The organism is Vibrio sp. Vb1554 (genome assembly GCF_033344235.1).
Map to the genome: position 1 here is coordinate 300,127 of NZ_JAWPOJ010000002.1, position 25,987 is coordinate 326,113.

The following is a 25,987-nucleotide window of genomic DNA, read 5'->3' on the forward strand; positions in this document are numbered from 1 at the left end:
TGTAGGTTAGGTCCCTTTAGAACCAAGTTTCCATTTGCAGTGCAAACAGAACTTCACCACCATCACCCATCGTTGCAGCACCCGCATCCTGGCTAATCGAGTAGCCATTCAAGTCTTCGCTCCAATCAACGTAGCTAACTGCAAAACGTAGCTCCGGACGGTCAAAGAAACCTGCAGCGGTAGACATCTTAAGCGTTGGTGCAATTGTCGCTTTGTAAAAACTGCCACTTGCTTTATCAATCGCATTGTCTAGGTCCATGTATTGGTATGAGCCTTCATAAACCATCTCAAAGTTCTGCGTAAACTCTTGCGCTAAGCGGATGTTGAACGATGCCCACGTAAATTCATCATTTTTAGCAAAGCGATCTTGGCTGTGTTCTGCTAGCAACGCAGGTGCTACACGCCAGTTGTCGCCGATGCGTGTTACACCATAGCTGAACAAGCGTACGGCTTTTGCGTCTTCTAACAAATCTCCGTTTGAACCGATGCCTTTAAGTTCCGCACCCAATCCATCACCCATCAAAATACCGGTTTTAGAGAAGCCTTCACTCATGCCAAAGAAGTTATCGCCATGGTAAGCAAACATCGCATGTAAACCTTTGTCCGCTGCTCCTTCTACGCGATCATTGTTATCAGCTGACGTCATGCCGCTCAGCATCAATTGCCAATTACCGAAGCGGTTGTTCATTGTCGCGATATAGTTTTCAACATCCGTTGACGAGCTATCAATCTCACCAAAATCACGACCATAGATCGAGAAGTTTGCTTTCCATGATTCGCTCATTTGGACGTCATACACACCAGCACCAGTGCCAGATAAGAAAACAATATCCGAGTCAAAGAAGTGAATGTCAAAGTTATCACGGTCAAATCGTTTACCAGCCCAAAACGTCGCGTCAGCAAACGCACTTGATTCAGAGAACATGCTCAACTTGTTTAGCTCAGCATATACCTGACGAACGTTTAATTGACTCTCGCTCGCCGTCCATTCGTTATTGGTTTCCGTACTATCTGCCAACATGATTCGGAACAATGCGCTGGAACCATCATCTGCAAAACGTTTGTGAATAAGGTTTGCTTCCACATAATGATCATCCTCTACCCCTAATCGCCCAACTGGAGCGCCAATAGCACCAGCTGCCGTCATGTAAGGACCAGTACCCACTGCACCATTCAGATCGTCATTAATCAGTAGCCCGGAACGAGCGTAGCCGTGAAACTCAAAGCTTGAGGCTTTCTCATTTGCTTCTGTGGATGCTTTTTCTGTCTGTTCAAGTCTCTGTTCTAATTCATTAATTCGCTTTTCAAGAGCGTCAACATCTGTTGCTGCGAATACAGGTGCAGTAACCAGTCCAAGCGCTACTGCCATCGTCAAAGTGTGTAGTTTCATTTCCATAGTCTCACGTAAATTTATACTTAGGCATATTGCAAACGTTCCCAAGAAAAATCGCAAACTTATGGTGACTTTAAATGTCCATCTAAAGCCTGAATTTCAGAGCGCTCGTACTCAGAGCGTCTCTACTACTTATATCAATGAGGGCGATAATATATAAACTTTTCGGGAACGTTACCGCAAAGAGGTAATTTTGTTACTTCTATCACGTTCAATTGTGTTACTTACAGAAAAATCATTAACCAGCGCACATTTGAATTAATTGTTAGCGCTAGAGGAAGTAGTTTGAAGGTGACAGGCTACAAAGAAGGAGTTTAATGTTCATTTGAGAGAATACTCCCTCGCTTCCCTATGCTACTTGATGGTAACTCATCTCTATTTATTGATGAAAAGTAGCAGCTAAGGTTGAACGTAACTAAGAGCGAAGCGGATCTCGATACCTCATTTCAAACAACTTGAAAGGCTGTTAAGACGAGATAAACGACCTTCATTTTCTGTGAAGAGCGCTTTGTTGTTCTAATTCAAGCTAACGAAACACTTTTTTGGACAGAAGTACGTTAGAATACATACCCTAAAGTAGTCATAGATTTATTCAACCACTGCCTGAAAATGAGCCAGCCGCTCCCATTAATCAGAATGATAAAATGCCCAATAGAGATACATGAAAAAGCCAACTGTAATCACAGTTGGCTCAGTATTTCCCCTTGAACTTTTAAGCCTTATATTGACTAGAGCGTTAGTTCGGAAAGTGTTTATTTAAGAAGTCCAAAACATGAGTAACGTACTTCTCGGTATCAAAGACAGGTGCACTGTGTCCTACACCTTCTTCAATGAAAAGTTGGTTGGTAACTCCATGCTCATCAAGCTTAGCCTTAAGTATCTCACTTTGAGATAGAGGCACTCGCTTATCCAAGGTGCCGTGTAACTGTATATATGGTGGAGTATTTTCATTCACATAACTCGTCGTTGATGCTTTCTTGGCAAGCTTTGGAATATTGTTTGGAATATCTCCTAAGAAACGAGATACAGACGATTTTTTGCTGGTTTTCTTGCCACCTTTATTACTTAACTCAAGTAAATCGGTAGGGCCAAAAAAGCTCACTACGGCTGAGACCTTGTACTTTGGTGGCTCATAGAAATCTACTTGGTTGTATGCCGAGTTAGTCGCACCAATAAAGCCAGCGAGGTGCCCACCAGCAGAGCGTCCCATTATCACAACATTGTCCGCTTTAATACCGAGCTTTTCAGCATTGCCGTACAAATAGTTCAGTGCATCATTAATGTCTTGTACTGGCTGAGGAAAGATCGCTTCTCCACTTAAGCGATAATCAACTGAAGCTAGCGCATAACCTTCATTCAACACAGACTGAAGTAATAATGGGTTCTTTTCTGGGATGGCGTCTTTGCTTCCACGTTTCCATGCACCACCATGTACCCAAACTAATAACGGGTACTGAGTATTTGATTCAACCGATGGAGTATAAAGATCAAGTTTAATCTCTCTCTCACCTACAGTTTTGAACAAGATATCCTTCTCTACATTGAACTCCCCAGCCAAACAGACAAAGGGCATAAGTAGCAGAGAGGTCATCGCAGACTTAATTTTGGTATTCATTGTTTTGTTATTCGCTTAAAAAGTGAGTAGATTAGAAAGTCGCTTCAGCAGCTAACCAGTAGCGTCGGCCATCTTCAATGTAGCCAAACTCTTCCTCTGTGGTTTGAGCATCGAACAAGTTATAAACCGCTGCCATTAACTTCACACTCTTAGTTACACGCCAGTTCACACCGAGATCCACGTAAGTAATAGAAGGTGCCAACGTTCTTGTGCTATCACTAGTGATGTTGTTTTTGTCTTTGCCTTGATAGTTTATTCGGGCCCATGAAGCAACATCATCACGCACTGCCCAATCACCATTAAGTGAGAAGATATGTTCAGGTGCTTGTACGAGAGGTAAGCCATCATCATCGTCATTAGTGTTCTTTTCACTACGAGTATACGAGTAGGTCGCACTTAGTGTAATTGACTCTGTAATACCCTTAGATACGGAACTTTCTGCACCATAGCTGATCGCATCATCAATGTTGACGTAAGTGCGGTCGCAACTTCTGCTATCAGTACAAGTCGGATCGACAAACTCACTTTCGATCTTGTCTTTGAAGTTGCTGTAAAACAAAGTAATGTTTGCAGAAAGGTCTCGCTCATTAACGTAATACAGTCCCATCTCTGTATTGATGGAGGTTTCTGCTGTTAAGTCTGGATTACCGTAAATAGAACAACGTCCTCTACAGCTCTCTTGAACCCACTCTTCGTCCATTTGTGTCAAACTAGGTGCTCGATAACCCGTAGACACACCACCTTTTAGCGTCCAACTAGGGTCAATAGACCAGACCCCGTAAGCTCTTGGGCTAAATTGCCCGTCAAAGATCTCATTGTCGTCGTAACGTAAACCAAGAGTGAGAGCGAATGTATCCGTGAGATACCACTCGTCCTCAGCAAATACTGCCCATTGCTTGTTTTTAGAGGTCAATGATAGTTTATTATCAGTCAGATCCTTTTGCTCGAAAGATGCGCCCAGCGTTAAATAGTGAGCATTAAGAGGCAGACCCCATTGCGTATTAATTTGACTATTCTCTACTTCTTTATCTGCACCGATATTTTTTACTGTTTCATTACTGATAAATGAAGAACTTGTACCCCAAGAGTAGTTTCCGTCGTGGCTAAAACCAATAGATTGGCGTTCATATTCTCGTACTGCAACTTGAGACTCTCGCTCCACTGATTTACCTAGAGTGGTCTCTCGCTCTTGGTTATGATTGGTGAACTCCAGAGTAAAAGTGTCATCCGAGGTAGGTGTGAGGTACAAAGAAGCTCGATAGTTGTCGAGTGTCTTACCTGCATAACCACCTTCAATTTCATCTTCTTTTCTTTCCTGATACAGTCCAGTCAAAGAAGTACTCAACAGACCATCTATGACAGGGCCAGCAAGGTACAGCTGCCCTTGATAGCTATTTCCAGATTTTGAATTTTCTTGAAGCGTCGTTTCTGCACGCAAGCTTCCGTGCCACTCTTGATAATTTTTACGCGTAATAATATTAATCACACCCCCCAAAGCATCAGACCCATAGAGGGTTGACATAGGGCCACGTACAACTTCAATACGTTCAATTGCACTCAACGGGGGAAGCCAGTCTTGTTCAGTAAACGTACTACCATTAGTTTGAGTTTCTCGACCAGACTGCTTCCTGCCATCAACAAGAATGGCCGTATATTGAGCAGGCATACCTCGAATTGAGATATCTTGGCCATCACCACCTCCTGTAACGGTTACCCCAGGTATATCACTTAAAGCATCAGTCAAATCTTTATATGAGCGATTTTCAAGTTGCTCTCGGGTGAGAACACTTATTGTTGCTGGCGCTTCTGTGACATTCTGTTCGTAACCAGAGGCTGTAACCACTACGGTTTCCATTGCTGTTGTATTGATACCAGTCTCAGGTAACTGGTCATTTGCAACAACGACCATAGGTACAGTAATACAAGCAGAAACAACTGATGTAGAAAATAGAGAGTATGTGAAAAGAGGCTTCATATTGAATAGGCTTAAAATGTAATTGCATTTAATAATTATTATCAATTAAACCTGATTATCATAATCACTGACAAGTTAATCACTATCGAGAAAAGAGAATATCACTATCCAATATACGAATAGTTAAACACGAATTACCCGATATAAGCATTTAAGCTAAAGTATCGGTTCCAACATAGAGCTGTTTAAAGATCTCTCGTACCCATTCACACATAGGATCATCGTTAAAGCGTTTGTGCCAATATAGGAAGACTTCTTGAAAGTCCAACTGTAACTCGGCAGGTACTTCTCGAACGATCAAACGAGGGTCTTGACAAGCTGCTTCTGCAAAAGGTGTTGGTAGATGAAATATAATCTCAGTCTCCGCAGCGATACTTGGAGCAGAACTAAAGTTATTCAGTTGAACTGGTGCTGATAAACGCTTTTTTTTGTTCGCTAGCCCTAGCTCTTGGTATTTATGCTCAAACGACAATCGCTTCTCACCCTGCAAAGAGACTTGTCCAAAGTCAAATTCGGCCAAACGCTCTGGAGTTAGCTCTAAATCGGCCAGTGGATGATAGCGGTTCATAAGCAAACGGAAAGTGCGCTTAGCAACAACCATTCGATAGATATTTTGCTCAGAGCTTGGCGGTTGATGAGAGGAAAGTGCGAAATGAACATCTCCAGCCACCAACGCATCAAAATGACGTTTTGGTGCTGAGTCCAAACTGACCTTAAGGTTTGGAGCCTCTTGCCGAATCTTAGCGATAACCTTAGGCATTAAGGTATTAATCTGAGGAAGAAGGCCGTAAACCTTAACGGTGCTTGATACAGTGCTCGGATCAAACGAGTCTCTATGGGCAAGTTTTTCTAAACTGGTAATCACATTATTGATGTCTTGCCTTACTGACTCTGCTTTTGGAGTCAGTTCATAGCCGTATTTCTTGCGCACCAGTAATTCGTCATTAAAGAAAACTCTCATTTTTTGCAGTGCTCGACTTACCGCAGACTGGCTCATATTTAAAGCCATAGCGGTGTTAGATACATGCTTTTCTTCGAGCAAGTGCTTTAAAACAAAGAGCAAATTCAGATCAATTTGAGATAAGTTCACGTCAATACCACCCATCAAGCTTCCAGTAGGTGGTATAGTACATAAATCTCTAGAGTTTGTGGTAAGTGTTTTCGATACTACAAGGCACTATTGAAACACAAGTCTGGTAGCAGGACAGTTTCCGTGCTAACACGAAAAGGGGCAAAAGTGTGTTTCAGTTCTTAAATGGGGAAGTGTTTTCCTCATATTCCTCAACCAATACAGCTAGCCTTTCAAGTTTACAAATTAGTCTTATATTTGCTTTATCGAAAGGCATTGAGGTTACTTACCTTGGCGAGATTTTTTAAAGTACTCAATACTGTGTTGTATGCGACATTCAACACTTGTACTGTTTCCCTAACGCCAGAGCTATTCATTGACATATCAACAGTTTTTTCTTTTACATCTGGCTTGCGGGCTTCGTAAACGTAATCGAGTTAAAGCTCTTTCGACACTCGATACATCTGGAGCGAGGAGAGCCAGAATGCCCTTTTCCATGTTCACGAACGGGCTCTGTTTTATTACAGAAACGATATTGAACTTGGATAGTAACCATGAGTTAAAAACATCAGAAATCAGGTGGCTATATTAACATCTATCAACCGATTTGAGTTATGACCAATAAAAGGATAGTTAGGTTTTTATTGCGTAAATTATCGGTAAGATGAAGTCATATAACAGGCAATATGTCAGGTGTGTAGAATTATTCTATTTTAGGGATTTTGCTCTAAGTCTAAATGAATCTTTGCATTTCAATTTCAATAAAGCTTGGTTATTGATCATGTTTCTGAGTATGCGAATTATTATCAGTTATGCATATGATTGCTCATTGTCTAGTTTGACTTGTGTAACGTCACTTCAGCACGCACTACGCTGATTGTCTGTGTTTTCGTGTTGACAGTTTGGTACTAGGTAAAAATCAACAAGACTATGATTTCAAGGAACATTTTATGTTAAAGAAACTACTAAGTTGTTGTATCACCTCCGCGCTCTGTTTTCATTCTTCTCTCGCTTTTTCGCAACCCAATGAGATTGCGGACAGTGCAGAGTTACAACAAGCTCCCGACACATTGCCTGCCACTTTGATGCTTGCACCGGACGACATCGCCATTGCAGATCGCTATATTGTGGTATTTCAACAGCCGCAAATGATGGTGAGCAATTCAACGGAATTCGAGCAATTCACGCAACAATCCGTAGACCGCATGTCTGGTTTGTATTCGATACAAGTGGAGTCGGTTTTTGACCACTCGATAAGTGGATTTGTCGCTAACTTGAGTCCTGAGCAACTAAAAGATCTGCGTTCTGATCCTCGTGTGGACTACATTGAGCAAGACAGAATCCTATCGCTTGACCCAATAGTCTCGGCAGACGCAAATCAAACCAATGCCATTTGGGGACTAGACCGAATCGACCAACGAAACTTGCCACTCGATAACAACTACAGTGCCAACTTTGATGGGACTGGGGTAACGGCTTATGTTATCGATACGGGTGTGAATAACGCGCATGTTGAGTTCGGTGGTCGCTCAGTTTCAGGGTATGACTTTGTCGATAACGATGCAGATGCAAGTGACTGTAATGGACACGGCACACACGTAGCTGGCACCATTGGCGGCAGCTTGTATGGTGTTGCAAAAAACGTCAACCTTGTCGGCGTGAGAGTATTGAGCTGTACCGGATCGGGTTCTACTTCTGGTGTTATTGCCGGTGTGGACTGGGTGGCTGCGAACGCTTCCGGACCTTCAGTCGCCAACATGAGTTTAGGCGGCGGTCAATCCGTCGCTCTGGATAGTGCGGTGCAAAGTGCGGTTCAGTCAGGTGTCAGCTTTATGCTTGCAGCAGGTAACTCCAACGCCGATGCATGTAACTATTCTCCAGCACGCGTTGCTTCCGGAGTAACTGTCGGCTCGACCACCAGCACGGACGTACGTTCGAGTTTTTCAAACTGGGGCAGTTGTGTGGACGTGTTTGCGCCAGGTTCACAAATCAAATCCGCATGGTATGACGGTGGCTACAAAACCATTAGTGGCACTTCGATGGCGACGCCACATGTGGCGGGTGTAGCAGCATTGTATCTTCAAGAAAACCGTTCACTGTCTCCAAGCCAAGTAGAGGCCTTGATCGTTAGCCGCGCAACTAGCGGAAAAGTGACGGACACAAGAGGCAGCGTGAACAAGCTACTTTATAGCTTAACGGATACAGATTGTGGCCAAGACTGCGGTGGCCCAGATCCAACACCGGACCCAGAAGGCAAATTAACCTCGGGCGTGCCAGTAAGTGGTTTAAGTGGTTCAACTGGTCAAGTAGCGTATTACTATGTTGATGTAGAAGCTGGGCAGCGCTTAACCGTACAAATGTATGGTGGCAGTGGCGATGCGGATTTGTATCTCCGTTTTGGAGCAAAACCAGCACTGAATGCATGGGACTGCCGACCTTTCAAATACGGTAACAATGAAACATGTACGGTCAGTGCGACGCAAAGTGGACGTTATCACGTCATGATTCAAGGTTACTCAAACTATAGCGGTGTCAGCATTCAAGCGAGCTACTAGTTATTTTTCTCGTTATTAGAAGAGAACAAAGCCCGCTTTTCGGTGGGCTTTTCTTTTGGGAATACTGTGCTTTAGGGAATGCAGTGTTTAAGAGGAGACGCTATTCAAACGTATTGGCCTTTTGCTTCAAAAACTCAACTCGAAGCGGCATCGAAGCTTTCTATTAGTAGTTAGTAGTACTCACATAAGTCGGGTTCCTCAAACAAAAACGCCCTTCATATAAGTAAAGGGCGTTTGTTATTTGACGTTTTGATTAGCGAGCTATAATACCAACCCACCGTCAATCTTGAGCACTTGGCCTGTGATGTAGGCGCTCTTGTCTGAGGTTAGGAAAGAGACGCCATTGGCAATATCTTGAACTGAGCCCATGCGCCCTAATGGGGTTTTGCCTTCCATCATTTGAATGACTTTCTCTGGCAGGTTCTTGGTCATATCGGTGGCGATAAAGCCTGGCGCGACACAGTTGACGCGTATCTGTGCACCCTTTCTTGACAGCTCTTTCGCCCAGCCTTTGCTCATTGAGATGACGCCGCCTTTACTTGCGCCATAGTTGCTCTGGCCGATGTTACCATCCGTTCCCACTATAGAAGAAATACTGACAATACTACCTGCACCCTGCTCTAGCATGACAGGAGCAACACGTTGGGTGAGTAAGAACACCGCTTTTAGGTTCACGTCGATCACGCTGTCCCAGTCTTGCTCTAACATATCTGGCAACAATGCATCTCGAGTGATGCCCGCGTTGTTAACCAGAGCATCGATTCTTCCGTGCTGCTCTACAACACTTTCTACTACTTCACTGACGGCTTCGGCATCACACAAGTTGACTTGATAACTGCTTAGCTGCGCCGACTGACTCCATTCCACGGGCGATATGTCTAGCCCGATTACGTGGAATCCATCCTCCAGTAATTGCTCACAAATCGCTTGGCCAATACCACGAGCCGCACCAGTGACTACTGCTACTTTTTCCGGTTTCATCTTGGTCTTCCTTAAATGTTGAGATTACAAATTAGCTTGTATCCCTAGCGTTTTTGTTTTTATGCCTAGTCGCGTTACAGCTGCGCTTCTCATACGCAGGGTCTTTTATATCTTATAAAAACTATAGAAACAGTCTGGGAGTCGGATGTGAACTAATCAAGGCAACTTGATGACTATGGCAAGATCAACGTAAGAAAGTGTGTTGGAAGGCGCAAAGTTACACGATTGGAGGGCTTGGATAGAAAAGTATTGGTCTGATTACTCAAATACTACTTCATCAGACCAATATTACTTGTCTCTTAATCTCTTACAAAAGCTGGTTTTGTTATTTTCACCAGAAAAGGCTGAAGCAAGAGATTAAACAACATGCCAGCAATAAACAGGGTGATCACAATACTCGCACCACTCGGTAAGTCATAGCGAGCCGATGCGGCAATACCCGATAAGATCCCAACAATACCAATGCTGATACTGGCGACAAAGAATCGAGTTCCCTTCAATGCTGCCGCACATAAAGCTGGAATCACCAACAAAGCAAATTCTAAATAAATGCCGGTTAACTTGACCGTAATGGGCATCAGAATAGCAAAGATCAGATAAAAACCACTACCGCGCATAAACGCAGGTTTTAACCAAACTAATAGCAACATCGCAGCGGTAATAAGTGCCAAAGGCCAAACGTCTGCCCAAGTCGCCCATAACAGTTGCCCATTAAGAATGCCCTGAATAAAGTCTCCGCCATGTGGGTCTTTGCTCACCAGCAGGATCGCCAGCGATGCAGACACGACAAACAAGCTGCCAATCATGGGCTCTAAATGTTGCTGGTATCGTTTCTCCATTAAGGCAATCAAACCGCAAAGCATCAAAGACATCACCCAAGGGCCAATCATTTCGCCAAAGAATGAGCCTGAGAACAGCGCGTATTGGCTCAACCAGTAGTGGCTTAGTGCTGCCCCCAATGCCGCAACTTGCGCCACCGCCAAATCTATAAAGATGATCTGACGATTAAGAACTTGTTGCCCCAGAACGATGTTGCCAACCAACGCAATTAAACCACACAAAACCGCAGGTAAAAGCCATGCATAATCCGCCATACTTAGATCCTCACAGTAACGGGCGGCACTAACACATCCAGTAAATCATCAATGACCTGATCGTACATCTCATCCAAGCTTTCACCCTCAGAAACGGTCAATGGCAGTTGAATCACAGGTTTGTCAGTATGATCTTGCAACCAGTTCGCTGGACGCTGATCCTGATGAGAGGAGTAAACAATCGCATCAAAACTGTCGGCATTTAACTTGGTGAGTGATTGCAGGTGAGATGTGGTCGGTGAAATGCCCGGTTTAGGTTCGAGATCGGCAATCTGCTTCATTCCGAGCCAATCGTACAAATAACGATACGTCGCGTGATAACCGACAACTTGCTTACCCTTTAAAGCAGCCCCTTTCTCATTCCATTCTTTAAGCTTTTTACGCCAATGAGCACGAAACTTCATACCATTCACTTGGTAACTTTGTGCGTTGTCGGGATCAATCGCTTTTAGGCGCTCCGTGACTTTACGAGATAATGGAATCATGTCATTTGCCGCAAATTGAACATGTGGGTTACCGTGAGCGTGTATATCTCCCATGCTACGGTCAACGTGAGCATGAGTATCTAACATGCGCACGAAGTCCGTCGCGTAGATCATGCTCGGCGCACCATTTTGCACCGCCGCATTGCTGCTACGAACTTGCAGCATAGGTAACCACCCCACCTCTAGCTCTGCGCCCGAACACATTGCCATGTCCGCTTGGCGCATCTTCGCAATCAAAGAAGGACGAGCTTGTACGTAATGTGGGTCTTGCTTAGCCGTTGTCGCTGAATAAATACTGGCATCTGGCGCGTGGCTTTCAAGAAAGGCTTTCCATTCTGGCTCACAAACGAAAATGTTTAGAGCCGAAGCAGGCGAAGCAGGCGAAGCAGGCGAAGCAATGATGGCAGCTCCTGCCGCCATCATCACCAAACTGCATTTATTTAATGTCAGCTTAGAACGCATGAGCACCGTGCGCTCCAAATGTCATCACGTATTGCAGAGTGAACACGTTGTCTGTCTCACTGTCTTGGTTATCAATGCGAGTGTATTGCGCACGGATAGTACCGAAGTGAGAAGAATCCCATGCGATCATCGCATCCATTTCTTTATCATTCAGCTCAGTAAAATGCATGTGGTCGCCATGTGCATGACCATCGTAGCTTTCTGCTTCGCCGTAACGTAGACCTGCTGACCAGCTTGGGTTGAAGCGATAAACACCCGAAACATAGTAAGCGCTTAAGTTGTCTGGTGACTCTGCATCGTTTTTATATTTGCTATCTACCACACCGTCTAACAGCATGTATTCAGCCGATAGCGTGAAGTTGCTGTATTTGTAATTACCGTCTGGTGCCCATTTCCAAACAAAATCAGCACCGTAAAGGTTCGCACCTGTCACTGCTGCGCCATGATGGTGATCGTGCTCATGCTCTTCTTCATGACCGTGGTCGTGATCTTCGAATTCTTTAACCTTGCCGTTTTCGTTACGCAGGTAACTTAAACCAAACTGCCAACTTGAAGATTCGGAGAAGTCACTACCAAGCTTCAGCGTCGTGGTGTACACGCCAACTTCAGAACCATCTTCGACAGAAGACATTTTGCTACCACTGAGCGCTTCTACACCAAGTTTTACATAAAGGTCGGTTGGCAACACGATGTTTGCACGTACACCATCATCGTAGTAGTGCGAGCCAAGGAAAGTACGATAAGCAATTGGACGCTCAACAAAGCTATCGGTGTGCATGTGTTGGTTGTTCAGGTAACCAAAGTCAGATAGGAATCGGCCAGCGCGCACGTTTACACCATATGGCAATGCCAAAGTTTCGATGAATGCCTCTTCAAGCTCTAATTCTGTCTCATCACCATGACTTTCAAGAACCGCGGTCAATGCGCCGTAAAACTTGTCGTCGATATTTGATGAGAAGTTTAATTCCGTATGGCCTAGACCAAAGCCTTCTTCGCGCTCAGAATTATGACGTTGGCCATCTTGGTAGTAGCCATCAACAACAACACCAATCTGTGGGTTCGATAGTGTGTCGGCAAAAACAGGGGATGCAAAAATGCTACCGATCACGAGAGACACCAATTTCTTATTCACTACTATTTCCTTTTTGTTATGTTATAACATTTAATTTTGCGATGTTATAATATAACAATTCTCATTACACAAGCAGAAATTTAAATTAGGCTCCGATTTCATGTTCGTACTCAATCCATGAATTGGGCTATCAACAAATGAATCAATTGATGTTTTTTATACGTATACTAATGAGAATTAGTAATTAAATAAGTAACGGAATTTCAATATGTTGAATATGGATTTTTCAAAAAGAATCGTGATAGATACTGCTCAACAGGAGTGGATCGCCAGCCCTTCCAAAGGTGTGTGGCGCAAACCTTTGGAACGAGAAGCCAAAGAATCAGGGCATACCACCAGCGTCGTTAAGTACGAGCCAAATTCGCAGTTTTCGACTCATCCTCACCCTCAAGGAGAAGAAATATTGGTGCTCGAGGGGGTATTCTCTGACGAATACGGTGACTATCCTGCCGGCACTTACCTTCGTAACCCTCCAGGAAGTCAACACGCACCATTTAGCAAAGAAGGCTGTGTGATTTTAGTTAAACTAAATCAGTTCGAATCTGAGGATCTTGAAACAGTTCGCATTAATACAAACCAAGCGAGCTGGCAGAGTGGTGTCGGTGGGTTGCAAGTCATGCCGCTGCATAATTTTGAGCACGAACATGTCGCATTGGTTAAATGGCCAAAAGGTAAGAAGTTTCAACCACACCGTCACTTTGGTGGTGAAGAAATTTTCGTATTGTCAGGAGAGTTTAGAGACGAGCTAGGTACCTATCCCGCTCTCTCTTGGATTCGAAGCCCACATATGAGTGAGCATTTTCCTTTTGTAGAGCAAGAAACGATCATTTGGGTAAAAACTGGTCACCTGCCGCTCCAAGCTCCTGCTCAGCACTCCTAGTGTTTGCACACTTGGCATCGTCCATTGGAACTAAAATCGGCCCGCAATTTACGAGCCGATGATCATTTCGTCACTAAGAACCCATTATTCGCGAGTGGAGCCAGTCTTTGAGCTCAGCCCGGTTATGTTTTAACACGTTCATTTCGTGATCATCAATCGGGCTTCCTTGAAGTTCTAGTACGCGGATTTCCTTATCTAAAGCATTGTAGTTTTTAACGGTTTCAGCAAATGATGCATCGTTTTCGGTAAGCTGAGTAATGGTATCCAAATGTTCTGGGAATTCATGAGTTAATGAGTGATTTTCACCTAACATAGAGACCTCTTGGCTATTATTTGAGTACAAAATAGTGCCTAATTTTTGAGCACCACATGTATAACCGTAGCATCTAATGAGACGTTAATTCGTCGCACCGTCCACAAAAAGAACAACAAAGTTATTTTCAATTTTTCCTAGAAAGTGTTTTCTTTTTAGTCTCAATAGTCGAATGCAAAAGATGCCACTATGATCGTTCTATATTAACCTTCAACAATGAGAGCGATCATGCGAAAGACAATTCTAGTTACTGGATCTACTGACGGTATTGGTTTAGAAACCGCGAAAATGTTAATTAACCGTGAACAACACGTAATAATCCATGGCCGGAATATAGAGAAAGTTCAACAAGTTGAGCAAAGTTTGAGGGAGATGAAAAGTGGTAAAGTTGAAAGCCTTGTTGCTGATTTATCCTCTCCCAATGCGGTAAAACAGATAGTGATGGAGATAACAGAACGGTTCAATCATTTAGACGTCATCATTAACAATGCTGGTGTGTACGCAACACCAAATCCAAGAACTAAAGAGGGTCTTGATGTACGCTTCGCAGTCAACACCATTGCTCCCTACTTACTCACTAGAGAGCTATTGCCGTTGCTCGGAGATACGGGTCGTGTGGTTAATTTGTCTTCAGCTGCACAAACAACAGTAAACACTAGCGCTTTACTCGGTAACAAACCATTGTCAGATGGCGAAGCATATGCCCAAAGCAAATTGGCATTAACGATGTGGTCACGAGCAATCGGACTAAAGCTTAAGAACACTGGCCCTATGTTGGTATCAGTAAACCCAAAATCATTCCTAGGTAGTAAGATGGTTAAAGATGCTTATGGGGTTGCTGGTGGTGATATCCGCTTAGGAGCAGATATTCTAACTCGCGCTGCGCTATCAGAAGAGTTTGCTCAAGCGCATGGTATGTACTTCGATAATGACATTAAAGCATTCGCGCCCCCACACCCTGATGCATTAGATCAAAGCAAAACACAGCAGATAATTGATACTATTGAATTAATCTTAAGCAAACTCTATTAATAACAATTAAGAATTATCTTGAGGTTCGTTTTTATTCGGACCTTAAAAACAATGTATTCGATAAGTGAAACTTGTTATCACTTTTCCGCAAACTCCCAATAAGGTGGCGTGCCATAGTATTCAGCAAAGTAATCAATAAAGGCACGCACCTTAGGCGCAATTAAACGAGAGCTTGGGTACACAGCCCAAATCCCAGCATCCATCGCTAAAGGGTGATCTTCGAGTACTTCCACTAGCTGACCACTTTGTAATTCTTGATAAACACTCCAAACCGAGTTGATAGAAATACCTAACCCGTTTACCGTCGCGTCTCTCATCGCATCACCATTATCAGTTTTAAAACGACCAGAAGTTCTTACATTGACCATTCCATCTTTTGTATTGAATGACCAATTATTCATTCCAACTAAGTTAATACATTGATGATTCGTCAAGTCTTGGGGCTTGTTAGGTCTCCCAAATTGTTCAATATAATCTGGTGATGCAACGATAATACGACGATCTGGCGCAAGCTTTCTTGCGACCAATGAAGAATCTTTCAACTCAGCGACACGAATGGCGACATCGAAACCTCCCTCAACCAGATCAATAATGGAATCAGAAAATCGGCAGTCCACGGTTAACCCTGGGTAACGCGCCATAAAACCTTTTAATGCGGGCACAATATGCAAGCGACCAAAAGTTGCAGAGGCGGTTATACGTAATACTCCCGTTGGCGCACTCTGCCCTGAGCCAACAGCTCCCCTTGCTGCCTCCACTGTTGCAAGGACCTCCTCCGCGTGAGGTAAAAAAGCCTGCCCTTCTTCAGTTAAGGAAACTTTGCGTGTGGTGCGATGAACTAAACGAACTCCTAAGCTGTCCTCAAGTTTGTTGATGTGCGCACTAGCGACAGCAGGAGAAAGTCCAAGCTCCTGACCAGCCATGCTGATGTTGTGTGTCGAAGCCAAACGGACAAATAGCTTTACATGATCGATGTTCATTTAATTTTCAATTATTTGTAAAAAATCACCATATAGAGCTTAGCATTTTCTTCCTTACGGATAGTAAATAAATACTCCAGTTAGAAAAAGCTGATGGGCAGATAGAAGTCCAGCTCAAACGCCTCATCATGGCTAAGGAAATGGTTTTTATGATAGTGAACATAAGCGGGAGTAGAACGCTGCTTAAAGCCTGAATTCGGCAACCACTTCTCTAACACCATACTCAATTGAGGAAGAAGCTCTCCATATACCCCTGTTAAGCGAAAAACAGCATGCAAACCACCCGGAATCGTCATTTGATTCACGACACCACGTACTTTAAGCGGCTTATCAATCGCCATACAAGCCACATAGCGACACTTATCTAGCTCGACCCAAGCGGGGTTGGAGTGATGCAAACCGTATTGAACCGAAAAGTCCCGATTCTCAGAGCTTGCCCACGCCTTCAAAATCAGCCACGCATTGCGAATGGAACGGCTATAACCCTCATGCCGCACATAAGCCGCAAAGCGTTGTGGGACCTCCATAATTTTAGGTTCTGGCAACTCGCGTTTAGCAACCCGATGATAACCCGCAGCCACTTCCGGATCTTTTAGATACGGCTTTTCTGCGACTTGTAAATCATGCTTTCGCCACGCGCCAGGAGACATAGCGAACGTTGCTTTAAATGCTCGGCTAAAAGAAGATACCGAGCTAAAGCCGCACTTGTTAGCAATGTCTAACACCGACGAGCTGGTATCAAACATCAGTTGATTGGCGGCGTATTCCATTCTTGTGCGACGGATATATTGATGGACAGACTCCCCTACCACATCTTTAAAAATACGATGGAAGTGCTGTTCAGAATAGGCTGCTACATCTGCTAGCTCTTTAGCCGATAAATCTCTGCTAATGTCCTGGTGAATGTAAAACAGCACGTCATTGATTCTGGAAACTTGTTGATGGCTCACGGAGTAAACTTTCGCTTAAATAGCATAAACAGACATGTTTAACAGCATAAACGGACACACCAAGCTTGGCAATTTACCTATACTATTTCTGACATAAAAAAAGACAATTACGAGAAGCACAGCACATGGAAATCGCACAGTCATTACAACAAACTAAGTCATCCTACATCCGAGAGATCCTCGCAGCAGCGAGCGATAAGAACGTTATTTCTCTTGCAGGTGGCTTGCCGGACGAAAAAACCTTCCCGATCGACTTAATGAAACCGACTCTCGAAAACCTCGCTAATATGCCAGAGGTGTTTCAATATGGCGCAACAGCAGGCTACGCCCCGCTACTTAACTTTTTGACCGATTATTACCAGCTGCCAGAATCTCATTTGGCGATGATCACAACGGGCTCTCAGCAAGGGCTAGATTTGATTGCGCGTGCGTACGTGAACCCGGGCGATAAAGTGGTGATGGAAGCACCGAGCTACCTTGGTGCTATGCAAGTATTCGGTCTAGTGCAAGCCAACATCGTGACCGTTTCACAAACCGAGTGTGGCCCAAACCTTGAAGAACTCGAACAATGCTTTGCCACGCAGCAACCAAAAATGTTCTACGCCGTACCCGATTTTCACAACCCAACGGGCGTATGCTGGGCGCTAGAGACTCGCCAAAAAGTTGCCGAGCTTTGTATACAATACGACGTGGCGTTCATTGAAGACGCACCATACCGCGAGCTACGTTTTTCTGGTGAAGCGCTTCCACTGGTTTCGGACTTCTGCCCACAGCACTCCATCGTATTGCGCTCTTTCTCCAAAATAGCTTCACCAGGCTTGCGTATTGGTGTAGTTACGGGCAAAAGCAGCTACCTTGAGCCACTCATCAAAATTAAACAAGGTGCCGATCTGCACTCTAGTATTCCTATGCAAGCTTTGCTGCATGGTCTGCTGCAACATGACAACTTCGAAACGCACATTTCAACCATCTGTGCGCTTTACAAATCACGTTACGATGTCATGTTTGCTGAGCTGCAAAAACAGCTGCCAGAAAGTTGCGTACTCAAACCCGTCGATGGTGGCATGTTCGTTTGGGTCGAGATTCCAGAATGCGACACCTTCGAACTGGCGAAAAACCTTCTCGCAAACTGGGTTGCCGTAGTGCCGAGCCCGGTCTTTTATCCAGAAGGTTCAAAGGTAAAAGCCGCTCTGCGTCTTAACTTTACCAATGCTACACCAGAAGAACTGACGACAGCTGTCTCTCGACTCGCGGATGTCCTCAACACGTTGTAATTGAACGCGAGTGTAAGAACCTGCCTTTGAGATTCAAAAAAAGTCTCAAAGGCAGCATCAAAAAAGTTCCCCAAAAAAATTTATATTTTTCCTTCAAATCAACTCTCTACAGTAAGTGCCTGTTTTCTCTTGAACCTCTCACTCATATAAAAATGAGAACTCAATCACGTATTTGATGGTTAGAAAAGTTACGTCTATCTTTCAGTCAAAGACATCAACTTCGCAGCGTTAATGCTCTCAATTTCAGACACTTTATCAATCGTGGCTTAGCGGTTGATAAACGACTAAAAAAGCATCTGTGGGCAGACCCACTACGAAGGGTTGACCAGAACCATTCTGAATGTCGCGAGCCAATCTTTTGATTGGCAATTACGTCAGTGAATCGCACCAAATGACAGAGGGGTTATCAGGATGAATACTCGAACCACGACAGGACTCGTCACCATCGGCTGGTCCGTTACACTTTCACTTTTTACCGCATTCGCCGTGTATGCCAATACGTCGCCAAACTGTAGTGACGTATTAGCGGGCAACACAACCGCCGCATCGCAAAAAATGATGGTTTTATTGGGCGAAGACATCACCAAATCCAACCGTATAACTACGGTGATTCCAGCCGAAAACAATCCATTTGTGACCGAAGAACTGGTTTCGGTTTCTAACGACGTATCGCCAAACGGTCGTCTTTCACAAAAGAGTTTGGAAGAGATTCGGAAAGTCCGCTCAAATCTAGAGAAAGCAGCACAGGAAGTAAGCCGATTACAGGGCACTTTTGAAGTGGCTTTCATCAGTTTGATTGATGGTTACTGCCAATTTTCTAATCATAAACGTACTCAACATGCCAAAATCGACTTTGACCATTTGGAAGGCCTCACTTTGTATTCAATCCCCGCTTTAATAGCAATGGTCGATCAGTCGTACTACATGGCAAAGAATCGAATCGCTAATGAGCAGAAACAGTTAAGCGACATTGAAAAAGAGAAACAGAGGCAGAAACAGCAAGCAACTGCGGCAGCAGCCGCTCGTTACCAAGACAGTAACGTACTTGTAAGAGTCGAGAACTTTGATGGCGCTAATGTGACATTTTCCGTTACTAACATTGGTTCACAAGGATCATTGCAACCAAATTTCAACTCGTTTAATGCATATCGCACAGAAAGTGGAGAATTAATCTACAAGTCAGAATCTTTACTACACCTGGCGGATACTGCCGGTAACACACTTGAAACAATGGGTATCGCTGAGCTCTCATCACAAGGTGGAAGTGACATATCGATCTCTCCTGGAGAAACCCGAAAATTCGTTACTAGCATTGCTTCAGAAGTCGCGCCACATACGCAGTTGAGCTTAGAGTTTCCAGCCAAAGTGCTTAATACCGAGCGAGACTTTACATTGTCGTTTTCTGATACATCAGCGGTGGCGACAGCAAACGTTAATTAACGTGAAGTAGCCAGTATTTGTAGAACGCATCAAAGACAGGCGAGCAGCGCCTGTCTTTCAATTATGATCAAGCCAATAGCTACTGTTTGCACTTGTAAGCATTTGCAAACATCGTCACTGACGTAGAAAAGCTCAACGGTTGATATAAGTACAAGGTATCTGCGCCTAAATCTGCCGCCTTGATGCGCATTTGGTTTAACGTACCCCAAACCATGTCTTTATCTGCGTGAAGCCAATAGTCGTAAAAGTGTCCTTCTGAACCGATCACGGTACCCATTAGTTCACAGTTTTCAATCGCATTCACATTGTCCCAAAGCACCTGTACTTGCTCAGATTCTTGAGTTGGGAACGTCACACATCCCGTTAATGATGCCGCTAACGCGAGAGTCATCACTCGCTTTTTCATACTTATATCGCCAAAATTTTTCATAGATGGCAGATTTTATGAATGGCTGATGTGATGACTAGCAAAAACTTTTTATCGCGTGTTCAAGCAGAATTAATGGACAACGGAAAAGATCCAAAAGATGATCATGCAGCTAGCGAGCAAAAGCCTAATCACTCAGACCTAGCAATAAAGCTGTATCTGAGATACAACAGTAACGATTAAATAGCCGCGAGGGATAGAGTTTGGTTGCTAAAAATAAGCTAATTCGCTACACAGCTACGGAAGTCGCTGATGCATTTGACAAAGAAGATGAGCTCATTAAACAAGTTCAGTCCAACCAACTCTCGCAAGTGCTATTGCTTTGGCAAGTAAAAAGTCCAACGCTCGTGCTTCCCGCGGGTAAGAAATGGCCAGTGTCTAATGAGTTAGAACATGCGTTAAATACGTCTGGCTGGAAGCTCTTTTCTCGTAAAACCGGTGGTGCCCCAGTCCCTCAGGTGCCAGGTATTATCAATCTATCCCACATTTACCACTGGCCAGAAGGCGAGCCTTACAACATCAAAAAAGCGTATCTCGATTTATGTGCAATATTAACGGTTTTCTTTAAACAGCTCGGCGTGAAAGTGGATGTTCATGCTACGCCTTATTCCTACTGCGATGGCGAGTACAACCTCAACATTGGCGGGCAAAAAGTCGTGGGAACCGCGCAGCGTGTTTTACTTAAAAAAGGCGGCGGACAAGTGGTATTGTCACAAGCATGCATTCTGATTGATGCCGACGTCGAGAAGATTGTCGAACCAGTACGAATGTGTAATCAGCTTTGCGGTCACAGCGATGATATTCGTGGTGATGTCCACACACCGCTCTTCCATCATGTATCCGACCGCCCATCGGTAGATTCGCTCTTTCAGCAATTGACGAGTGCGTTTTTAACGCATGCAAAAGCGGAGTAATGAAAGGAGCAAGCCTCCCCCACACTCCGAACAGCATTTGATAAACTAAAACTGCATACCGTGATAGCGATGTAAGAATGGGCATCGCCAACGTAAAACCATTCAATCGATCGACCAAACCAGTTATCAGTTTTGCCTGCCAAAAAGAAATGAGATCCAGTTCAAATATTTATCCATGACGGAATTAGTTGAAGCCTGCGCGTAAAAGCCTCAGAATGTCGCACTTTTCGCACCGATTTGTTTTCGGCGCGTTGTTATCTAACTCTACAATTGAGAATCATACATATGGGTTTTACCTCGTTAGGTCTATCTGCTCCAATCCTTAAAGCTATTCAAGAGAAAGGCTACGACACCCCTTCGCCAATTCAGGCAAAAGCAATTCCTGCTATTTTGGAAGGGAAAGACGTAATGGCAGCAGCGCAGACTGGTACAGGTAAAACTGCAGGCTTTACGCTACCGATTCTTGAGCGTTTATCGAACGGCCCTCGCGTTCGTGCTAACCAAGTTCGAGCACTGATCCTAACGCCAACACGTGAGCTTGCAGCTCAGGTGCAAGAAAACGTGTTTATGTACGGCCGTCATCTTCCACTAAGCAGTGCGGTTGTTTTTGGTGGTGTGAAGATCAACCCGCAAATGCAGCGTCTTCGCAAAGGTGCGGATGTGTTAGTCGCGACACCAGGCCGCCTGATGGATTTGTACAACCAAAATGCAGTGAAGTTCGACCAACTGGAAGTACTAGTACTGGACGAAGCAGACCGCATGCTAGATATGGGCTTTATCCGTGACATTCGTAAGATCCTAGCTCTGCTACCAAAACAGCGTCAGAACCTACTTTTCTCTGCAACTTTCTCGGATGAAATCCGCGACCTTGCGAAAGGCTTGGTGAACAACCCGGTTGAGATTTCCGTTAACCCGGCAAACTCGACGGCGAGAACGGTTGAGCAAAGCATCTACCCAGCAGACGTGAAGAAGAAAGCACCGATGTTGGTTAAATTGATCAAAGACGGCGATTGGAAGCAAGTGCTGGTGTTTACGAAAACGAAACACGGCGCAAACCGTCTGGCGAAGTTCCTGATCGAACAAAATCTACCGGCTGCTGCCATCCACGGCAACAAGAGCCAAGGCGCGCGTACCAAAGCACTGGCGGATTTTAAATCGGGTGAAATTCGTGTGTTGGTCGCGACGGACATTGCTGCGCGCGGTATCGATATTCCGCAATTACCGCAAGTGGTGAACTTTGAGCTACCGAAAGTGGCAGAAGACTACGTTCACCGTATTGGTCGTACTGGCCGCGCGGGCGAAGTAGGTAAAGCGATTTCACTGGTGTGTGCGCTAGAAGCATCTGAGTTGTTTGCGATTGAACGTTTGATTCAAGAAGTACTACCACGTAAAGAGTTGGAAGGTTTTGCGCCAACCAATGTGGTGCCAGAATCTAAACTGGATACGCGCCCAATCAAACCGAAAAAACCTAAGAAGCCGAAAAAACCAAAAGCGCCAAATGCTGCAAGTGAAAATGCCCCAGCAGCCGAAAAGAAAGCAGGCAATGGTGCAAACAAACCTAAACGTCGCTTCAACGGTGGTAGCAACGGCAACAAAAACAGCACCAACCAAGGCGGTGCAGGCAAGCCTAAAGGCAACCGTGAAGGCCAAAGTCGTGCAAACAGTAAACCAGATGACCGCAAACCTAACGGCAACAAGCCAAATGGTAATAAACCGAATGGAAATAAACCAAACGGTAATAAGAGTGGCAACGCTGGTAAACCGTCTGGTAACCGCAAGCCAAACAATGCTAAGCCTGCAGGAAACAAACCGTCAGGTCAGCGCCGTAAGCCTCGTCCGCAAGCTGCAAACTAACCTGTAAACGGCCCCCGATAGCAAATACAACAAAGCCGCTGATAATCTCAGCGGCTTTGTCTTTCTTAGAACACAGTTTTCTAGAACACTGCTTTGTTAAAACAGCCTACATTAAAGGTGTGATTCGAATATCTGCGATTTGCGCTTCGTTCTTTTCACCCTCAATACCACCTGCGTAGATGTAGGTTTCATTCGATTTGAGGTAACTCATATTGAAGTGGTCCTTCAGCGCGACCTGATAGGTTTTTCCCTGCTCCAACGTCACCTCAATTGGCGTTGAGTAACGCATACCTTGGTTTTCACCAATATGGCCCATCTGCAAGTAACCTTGACCAACCACTTTACCTGCATCATCCAATACCTCTAACAATTTCACGGTGTTCGTGATGCCAGTATTAAGTTGCCCTAGGTTATTGTTGTACCAAGCATCGAACTGGTAAGTGCCCGTTACAGGGGCTGTAAACGACTCTGCACCTTTTACGATGCCACTGTCTTTACTCACCGTAACCACTGAGACATTGTCTTTGAGTGGCTGATATTCGCCATCAAGTTTGATGCGGATCTCTTCACCGACACAAACAGGTTGGCTTGGGTTAGAACGGAAGCCTTTATCGTTAATGCTTTCAGCCAAATAACAAGCAAAACCTGTTGGCGTATCGGAATAAGATTGAGCAATCACGTTCTTTTGAATCAGCTCGCCATTGCGATACAAGTTCACGTTGTACTTACTCGTCACGTCAATCGAAACCGAATTATCAACGCTTTTTACCACCAATGTTGGCTCTTGCGGAGAATAAACGCGACTATCTTCACTTGCGTACGGTTTCACACCAGAAACTAAAGTAATGCTGCTATCTACATTCACAAGCGCGCCCAATGTCACGTGGAAATGCCCCTCATCGTCCATCGTGACATTTTCAACTGGGTAGTAACCTGTGTCATCTTTGCTTACTTCAGGCAAGTCAATCGTTACCGAGTAGTTCTTTCCTTTGAAGGCAAAGTTTTCCAACGTGATTTGTTCAGACTGAGCCAACAAGTTATTGCGCACCCAACTTGTGATAAACGGCTTCACTTCCAACTTGCCCGTTTCGGTATGGATGCCGAATAGGGTCTCTACCACCATGTTCAAGTAGCCACCCACAGACCAAAGCTGACGCTGAGAGTTAATAACTGGGCCATCCATGCTTGGATCTTCACCATGATCACTATGGATGATGAATGACTTACCAGAAAGCCACTCTAAGTTTTCCATGTTGGATAAATTGGTCGCTGTACCACGAACCAACGATTGAATGGCATTGTTCGCCGCAGCCACGTTTTGTGTTTGATGCGCGGCGCGCAAGCTGTACGCGGTAACAAATGGCCAAATTGCGCGGTTATGGTACACAGGCACATCCGGTTGTTGAGGGAAGTAAACCGGCACGCCAAACTCACTGTGGGGGTAATTGGCCATGATTTGCTTCGCCTGCGCATCACTTGCCACACCACTGATGATCGCCAACGCTTCGCCCAACATGTCATATTTGTCGACCGCGATGTCTTTGCCATTGTCAAACAAATAGCTTACGTACATACCGCGTTCGGCATTCCAAAACTGCTCGTTGATAGCGGTTTTTAACTGCTCAGCCCAATTGGTGTATTTGACCGCGTTGGTTGAATCGTACTTCTCTGCCAACTTAGCCGCGAGCTGAATCGCGCGGTAGTGAACCACGTTTGTCGATAACGCTTTGCTGCTACCAATTGTATTGACATCGTTTGGCGTCCACGTTGAATACGTTTGCTCACGCCAATCGAGGAATGATTGTTCACCAGTGTATAAACCGGATTTCGCATCAAAAGCCGCCAGGCGATCGGCTTCAAGTGTATTGCTGATCGCTTTGTAAGCGCGCTCAGAAAATTGGTTGTACTCTTCCCCATCTAATGCCGAAAGTAAGCGTTCAGCACCAAGCGCCCAAGTCGTGCGATCGGTACTGATTGGCCAACTGCCGCCAGTGCCCGTGTCTTGCACAATCTGCTCGCCATCGTATTGCTGATCGGTCGTGTCGCGGAAAGCAGACAATTTGAAATTCAAACCATTTTGCACCCGAGTTGGATTCATCAATGCAAGCGAAAGGTCTGCTGCGTACGCCAAATCACGCGTCCATACGTAATGCCACTTCGCGCCCGTCTCAAAAACTTCCGCTTTGATTGGGTTGTTGTAGTTGTAATTGCCGTCTTTGATTTCAGAAACGGCAAGCTGGTCTAGCTCTTTCATCGTCAATGCAAACAACGCGTCAAACGCGACATCACCCGACACCACTCGCGGCCCTGTTTGCTCATTAATCACTAAGCCTTGGTCGAGCGCATCACGCAATTCTGTCGTCGTTGAAATACCAAATTCACGCAGCTCCGCTTTAGGATCTTTCACCGAGAAAATCACGGTATCACTCGAGTCATCGTAATTGGCGAACAGTTTCACTTCTTTGCTCTGATGCCCTTCATGCACCATTGCAGGGTCGAGAATCGCATCAGAGTAGTATTTTTCCGCTTCTTCTTGTGTTGCTTTCGTCACAGTCATTGTCGCGCGACTTTCATCGGCAAAGCTCACAGAAAACTTGTAATACCCTTTGTCTTCAAACGTGATCTCAGAGTTGCAATCATCGTTCATACACGCTTCATTCGTGTCTGGTTTTGGCAGGTACTCCTGAGCTTTATCGAACGCCGCGGGCTCCTCAAAGTAGGTGTATTGGATCTGCCAACCCGGATCAGCAATCTTGAACTGATTACTACCTCGAGCGACGCGCAGTACGGTTTCGTACTCGTTATTACCCAAATAGTTTAGCTTGGCATGCTCTGCCGTGCCCCAATCCCCATTTAAACCACGTAAATATAAGTCGGCTGAAATAATTGGTTTGTCGACCGGCACTGGCGCATCAGAAGAATCTGACCCACATCCAGCAAGACCAATACAAGACGCGACAGCAAGCGCAATAAAACTCGGTTTCATGTTCATCCCTTAGATTGTTGTTTTGGCGACAGTCTAAAGAACACCTTTTTGAGGGGAAAATAGGAAGTCAGGAGCGAGCTATAGATAACATCTATACGTCAAACGCCAACAGTGATGTAGATCTATGAAATGCGCATAATTTCAATCAAATGAGATTACAGATTTGTGATTTATAA

The 25,987-nt window shown here is 44.7% G+C and carries 20 protein-coding genes and 2 pseudogenes; 7 read left to right on the forward strand and 15 right to left on the reverse strand.

Annotated features, from left to right (window positions below; translation table 11 throughout):
- Positions 1 to 16 precede the first annotated feature (16 nt).
- The 5 genes and pseudogenes from R8N28_RS03260 to R8N28_RS03280 all read right to left on the reverse strand — a co-directional run.
- Entirely contained in the window at positions 17 to 1,390 is a 1,374-nt protein-coding gene (locus R8N28_RS03260) for a carbohydrate porin (protein ID WP_065275617.1), read from the reverse strand.
- Positions 1,391 to 2,129: 739 nt separating this feature from the next.
- On the reverse strand, positions 2,130 to 3,008 hold the full coding sequence (locus R8N28_RS03265; RefSeq protein WP_005378556.1) for an alpha/beta hydrolase: 879 nt from the start codon (positions 3,006 to 3,008) through the stop codon (positions 2,130 to 2,132).
- Positions 3,009 to 3,039: 31 nt separating this feature from the next.
- Positions 3,040 to 4,983 (reverse strand): TonB-dependent receptor domain-containing protein, encoded by a 1,944-nt coding sequence (locus R8N28_RS03270; RefSeq protein WP_054576367.1) that lies wholly within the window; start codon positions 4,981 to 4,983, stop codon positions 3,040 to 3,042.
- Positions 4,984 to 5,134: 151 nt separating this feature from the next.
- Positions 5,135 to 6,088, reverse strand: a complete 954-nt coding sequence (locus tag R8N28_RS03275) for a LysR family transcriptional regulator (protein ID WP_218955748.1) — start codon at positions 6,086 to 6,088, stop codon at positions 5,135 to 5,137.
- Between the two features lie 196 nt (positions 6,089 to 6,284).
- A pseudogene (locus R8N28_RS03280) lies at positions 6,285 to 6,608 on the reverse strand (IS1-like element transposase); the annotation flags it as partial.
- A 394-nt stretch (positions 6,609 to 7,002) separates the two neighbouring features.
- Here R8N28_RS03280 and R8N28_RS03285 point away from each other — a divergent pair.
- The gene (locus tag R8N28_RS03285; RefSeq protein WP_065275166.1) at positions 7,003 to 8,607 is read left to right on the forward strand and encodes a S8 family peptidase; all 1,605 of its coding nucleotides are present in this window, start codon (positions 7,003 to 7,005) and stop codon (positions 8,605 to 8,607) included.
- A gap of 261 nt (positions 8,608 to 8,868) precedes the next feature.
- Here R8N28_RS03285 and fabG read toward each other — a convergent pair whose 3' ends face one another.
- The 4 genes from fabG to R8N28_RS03305 form a co-directional block, all read right to left on the reverse strand.
- Entirely contained in the window at positions 8,869 to 9,588 is a 720-nt protein-coding gene (fabG, locus tag R8N28_RS03290) for a 3-oxoacyl-ACP reductase FabG (RefSeq protein WP_033906346.1), read from the reverse strand.
- Positions 9,589 to 9,887: 299 nt separating this feature from the next.
- Positions 9,888 to 10,682, reverse strand: a complete 795-nt coding sequence (locus R8N28_RS03295) for a metal ABC transporter permease (RefSeq protein WP_005373725.1) — start codon at positions 10,680 to 10,682, stop codon at positions 9,888 to 9,890.
- Positions 10,683 to 10,684: 2 nt separating this feature from the next.
- On the reverse strand, positions 10,685 to 11,629 hold the full coding sequence (locus tag R8N28_RS03300; RefSeq protein ID WP_065275165.1) for a metal ABC transporter solute-binding protein, Zn/Mn family: 945 nt from the start codon (positions 11,627 to 11,629) through the stop codon (positions 10,685 to 10,687).
- The gene (locus R8N28_RS03305; protein WP_017633595.1) at positions 11,619 to 12,761 is read right to left on the reverse strand and encodes a hypothetical protein; all 1,143 of its coding nucleotides are present in this window, start codon (positions 12,759 to 12,761) and stop codon (positions 11,619 to 11,621) included. Before R8N28_RS03305 ends, R8N28_RS03300 begins: the two co-directional genes overlap by 11 nt.
- A 208-nt stretch (positions 12,762 to 12,969) precedes the next feature.
- Here R8N28_RS03305 and R8N28_RS03310 point away from each other — a divergent pair, with 208 nt between their 5' ends.
- Positions 12,970 to 13,641, forward strand: a complete 672-nt coding sequence (locus R8N28_RS03310; RefSeq protein ID WP_025767962.1) for a cupin domain-containing protein — start codon at positions 12,970 to 12,972, stop codon at positions 13,639 to 13,641.
- 73 nt (positions 13,642 to 13,714) lie between these two features.
- Here R8N28_RS03310 and R8N28_RS03315 read toward each other — a convergent pair whose 3' ends face one another.
- Positions 13,715 to 13,954 carry a YdcH family protein gene (locus R8N28_RS03315; RefSeq protein ID WP_005373737.1) on the reverse strand — a complete coding sequence of 80 codons (240 nt, stop codon included), beginning with the start codon at positions 13,952 to 13,954 and terminating at the stop codon, positions 13,715 to 13,717.
- A gap of 228 nt (positions 13,955 to 14,182) precedes the next feature.
- Between R8N28_RS03315 and R8N28_RS03320 the strand changes: the two genes are divergently transcribed.
- The gene (locus tag R8N28_RS03320; protein WP_065275164.1) at positions 14,183 to 14,986 is read left to right on the forward strand and encodes an SDR family NAD(P)-dependent oxidoreductase; all 804 of its coding nucleotides are present in this window, start codon (positions 14,183 to 14,185) and stop codon (positions 14,984 to 14,986) included.
- 77 nt (positions 14,987 to 15,063) lie between these two features.
- Here R8N28_RS03320 and R8N28_RS03325 read toward each other — a convergent pair whose 3' ends face one another.
- Positions 15,064 to 15,966 carry a LysR family transcriptional regulator gene (locus R8N28_RS03325; protein WP_017633593.1) on the reverse strand — a complete coding sequence of 301 codons (903 nt, stop codon included), beginning with the start codon at positions 15,964 to 15,966 and terminating at the stop codon, positions 15,064 to 15,066.
- Between the two features lie 80 nt (positions 15,967 to 16,046).
- Entirely contained in the window at positions 16,047 to 16,916 is an 870-nt protein-coding gene (locus R8N28_RS03330; RefSeq protein WP_005387011.1) for an AraC family transcriptional regulator, read from the reverse strand.
- A gap of 125 nt (positions 16,917 to 17,041) precedes the next feature.
- Between R8N28_RS03330 and R8N28_RS03335 the strand changes: the two genes are divergently transcribed.
- On the forward strand, positions 17,042 to 18,190 hold the full coding sequence (locus R8N28_RS03335; RefSeq protein WP_017819834.1) for a PLP-dependent aminotransferase family protein: 1,149 nt from the start codon (positions 17,042 to 17,044) through the stop codon (positions 18,188 to 18,190).
- 411 nt (positions 18,191 to 18,601) lie between these two features.
- Complete coding sequence (locus tag R8N28_RS03340) at positions 18,602 to 19,630, forward strand: hypothetical protein (protein ID WP_054574562.1); 1,029 nt, start codon at positions 18,602 to 18,604, stop codon at positions 19,628 to 19,630.
- 79 nt (positions 19,631 to 19,709) lie between these two features.
- On the opposite strand, the gene R8N28_RS03345 is transcribed toward R8N28_RS03340, so the two are convergent.
- Positions 19,710 to 20,036: a DUF4156 domain-containing protein gene (locus R8N28_RS03345; protein ID WP_025767966.1), complete on the reverse strand. Its 327-nt coding sequence runs from the start codon at positions 20,034 to 20,036 to the stop codon at positions 19,710 to 19,712.
- Positions 20,037 to 20,260: 224 nt separating this feature from the next.
- Here R8N28_RS03345 and R8N28_RS03350 point away from each other — a divergent pair, with 224 nt between their 5' ends.
- The gene (locus R8N28_RS03350; protein ID WP_005373753.1) at positions 20,261 to 20,971 is read left to right on the forward strand and encodes a biotin/lipoate A/B protein ligase family protein; all 711 of its coding nucleotides are present in this window, start codon (positions 20,261 to 20,263) and stop codon (positions 20,969 to 20,971) included.
- Positions 20,972 to 21,030: 59 nt separating this feature from the next.
- Here the strand turns inward: R8N28_RS03350 and R8N28_RS27445 are convergent.
- Positions 21,031 to 21,108 (reverse strand): annotated as a pseudogene (locus tag R8N28_RS27445) (VOC family protein); the annotation flags it as partial.
- Between the two features lie 148 nt (positions 21,109 to 21,256).
- On the opposite strand from R8N28_RS27445, the gene R8N28_RS03355 reads away from it, so the two are divergent.
- On the forward strand, positions 21,257 to 22,825 hold the full coding sequence (locus R8N28_RS03355) for a DEAD/DEAH box helicase (protein ID WP_065275163.1): 1,569 nt from the start codon (positions 21,257 to 21,259) through the stop codon (positions 22,823 to 22,825).
- 106 nt (positions 22,826 to 22,931) lie between these two features.
- On the opposite strand, the gene R8N28_RS03360 is transcribed toward R8N28_RS03355, so the two are convergent.
- Positions 22,932 to 25,811, reverse strand: coding sequence for an MGH1-like glycoside hydrolase domain-containing protein (locus tag R8N28_RS03360; RefSeq protein ID WP_065275162.1), 2,880 nt, complete (start codon positions 25,809 to 25,811; stop codon positions 22,932 to 22,934).
- Between the last annotated feature and the right edge of the window lie 176 nt (positions 25,812 to 25,987).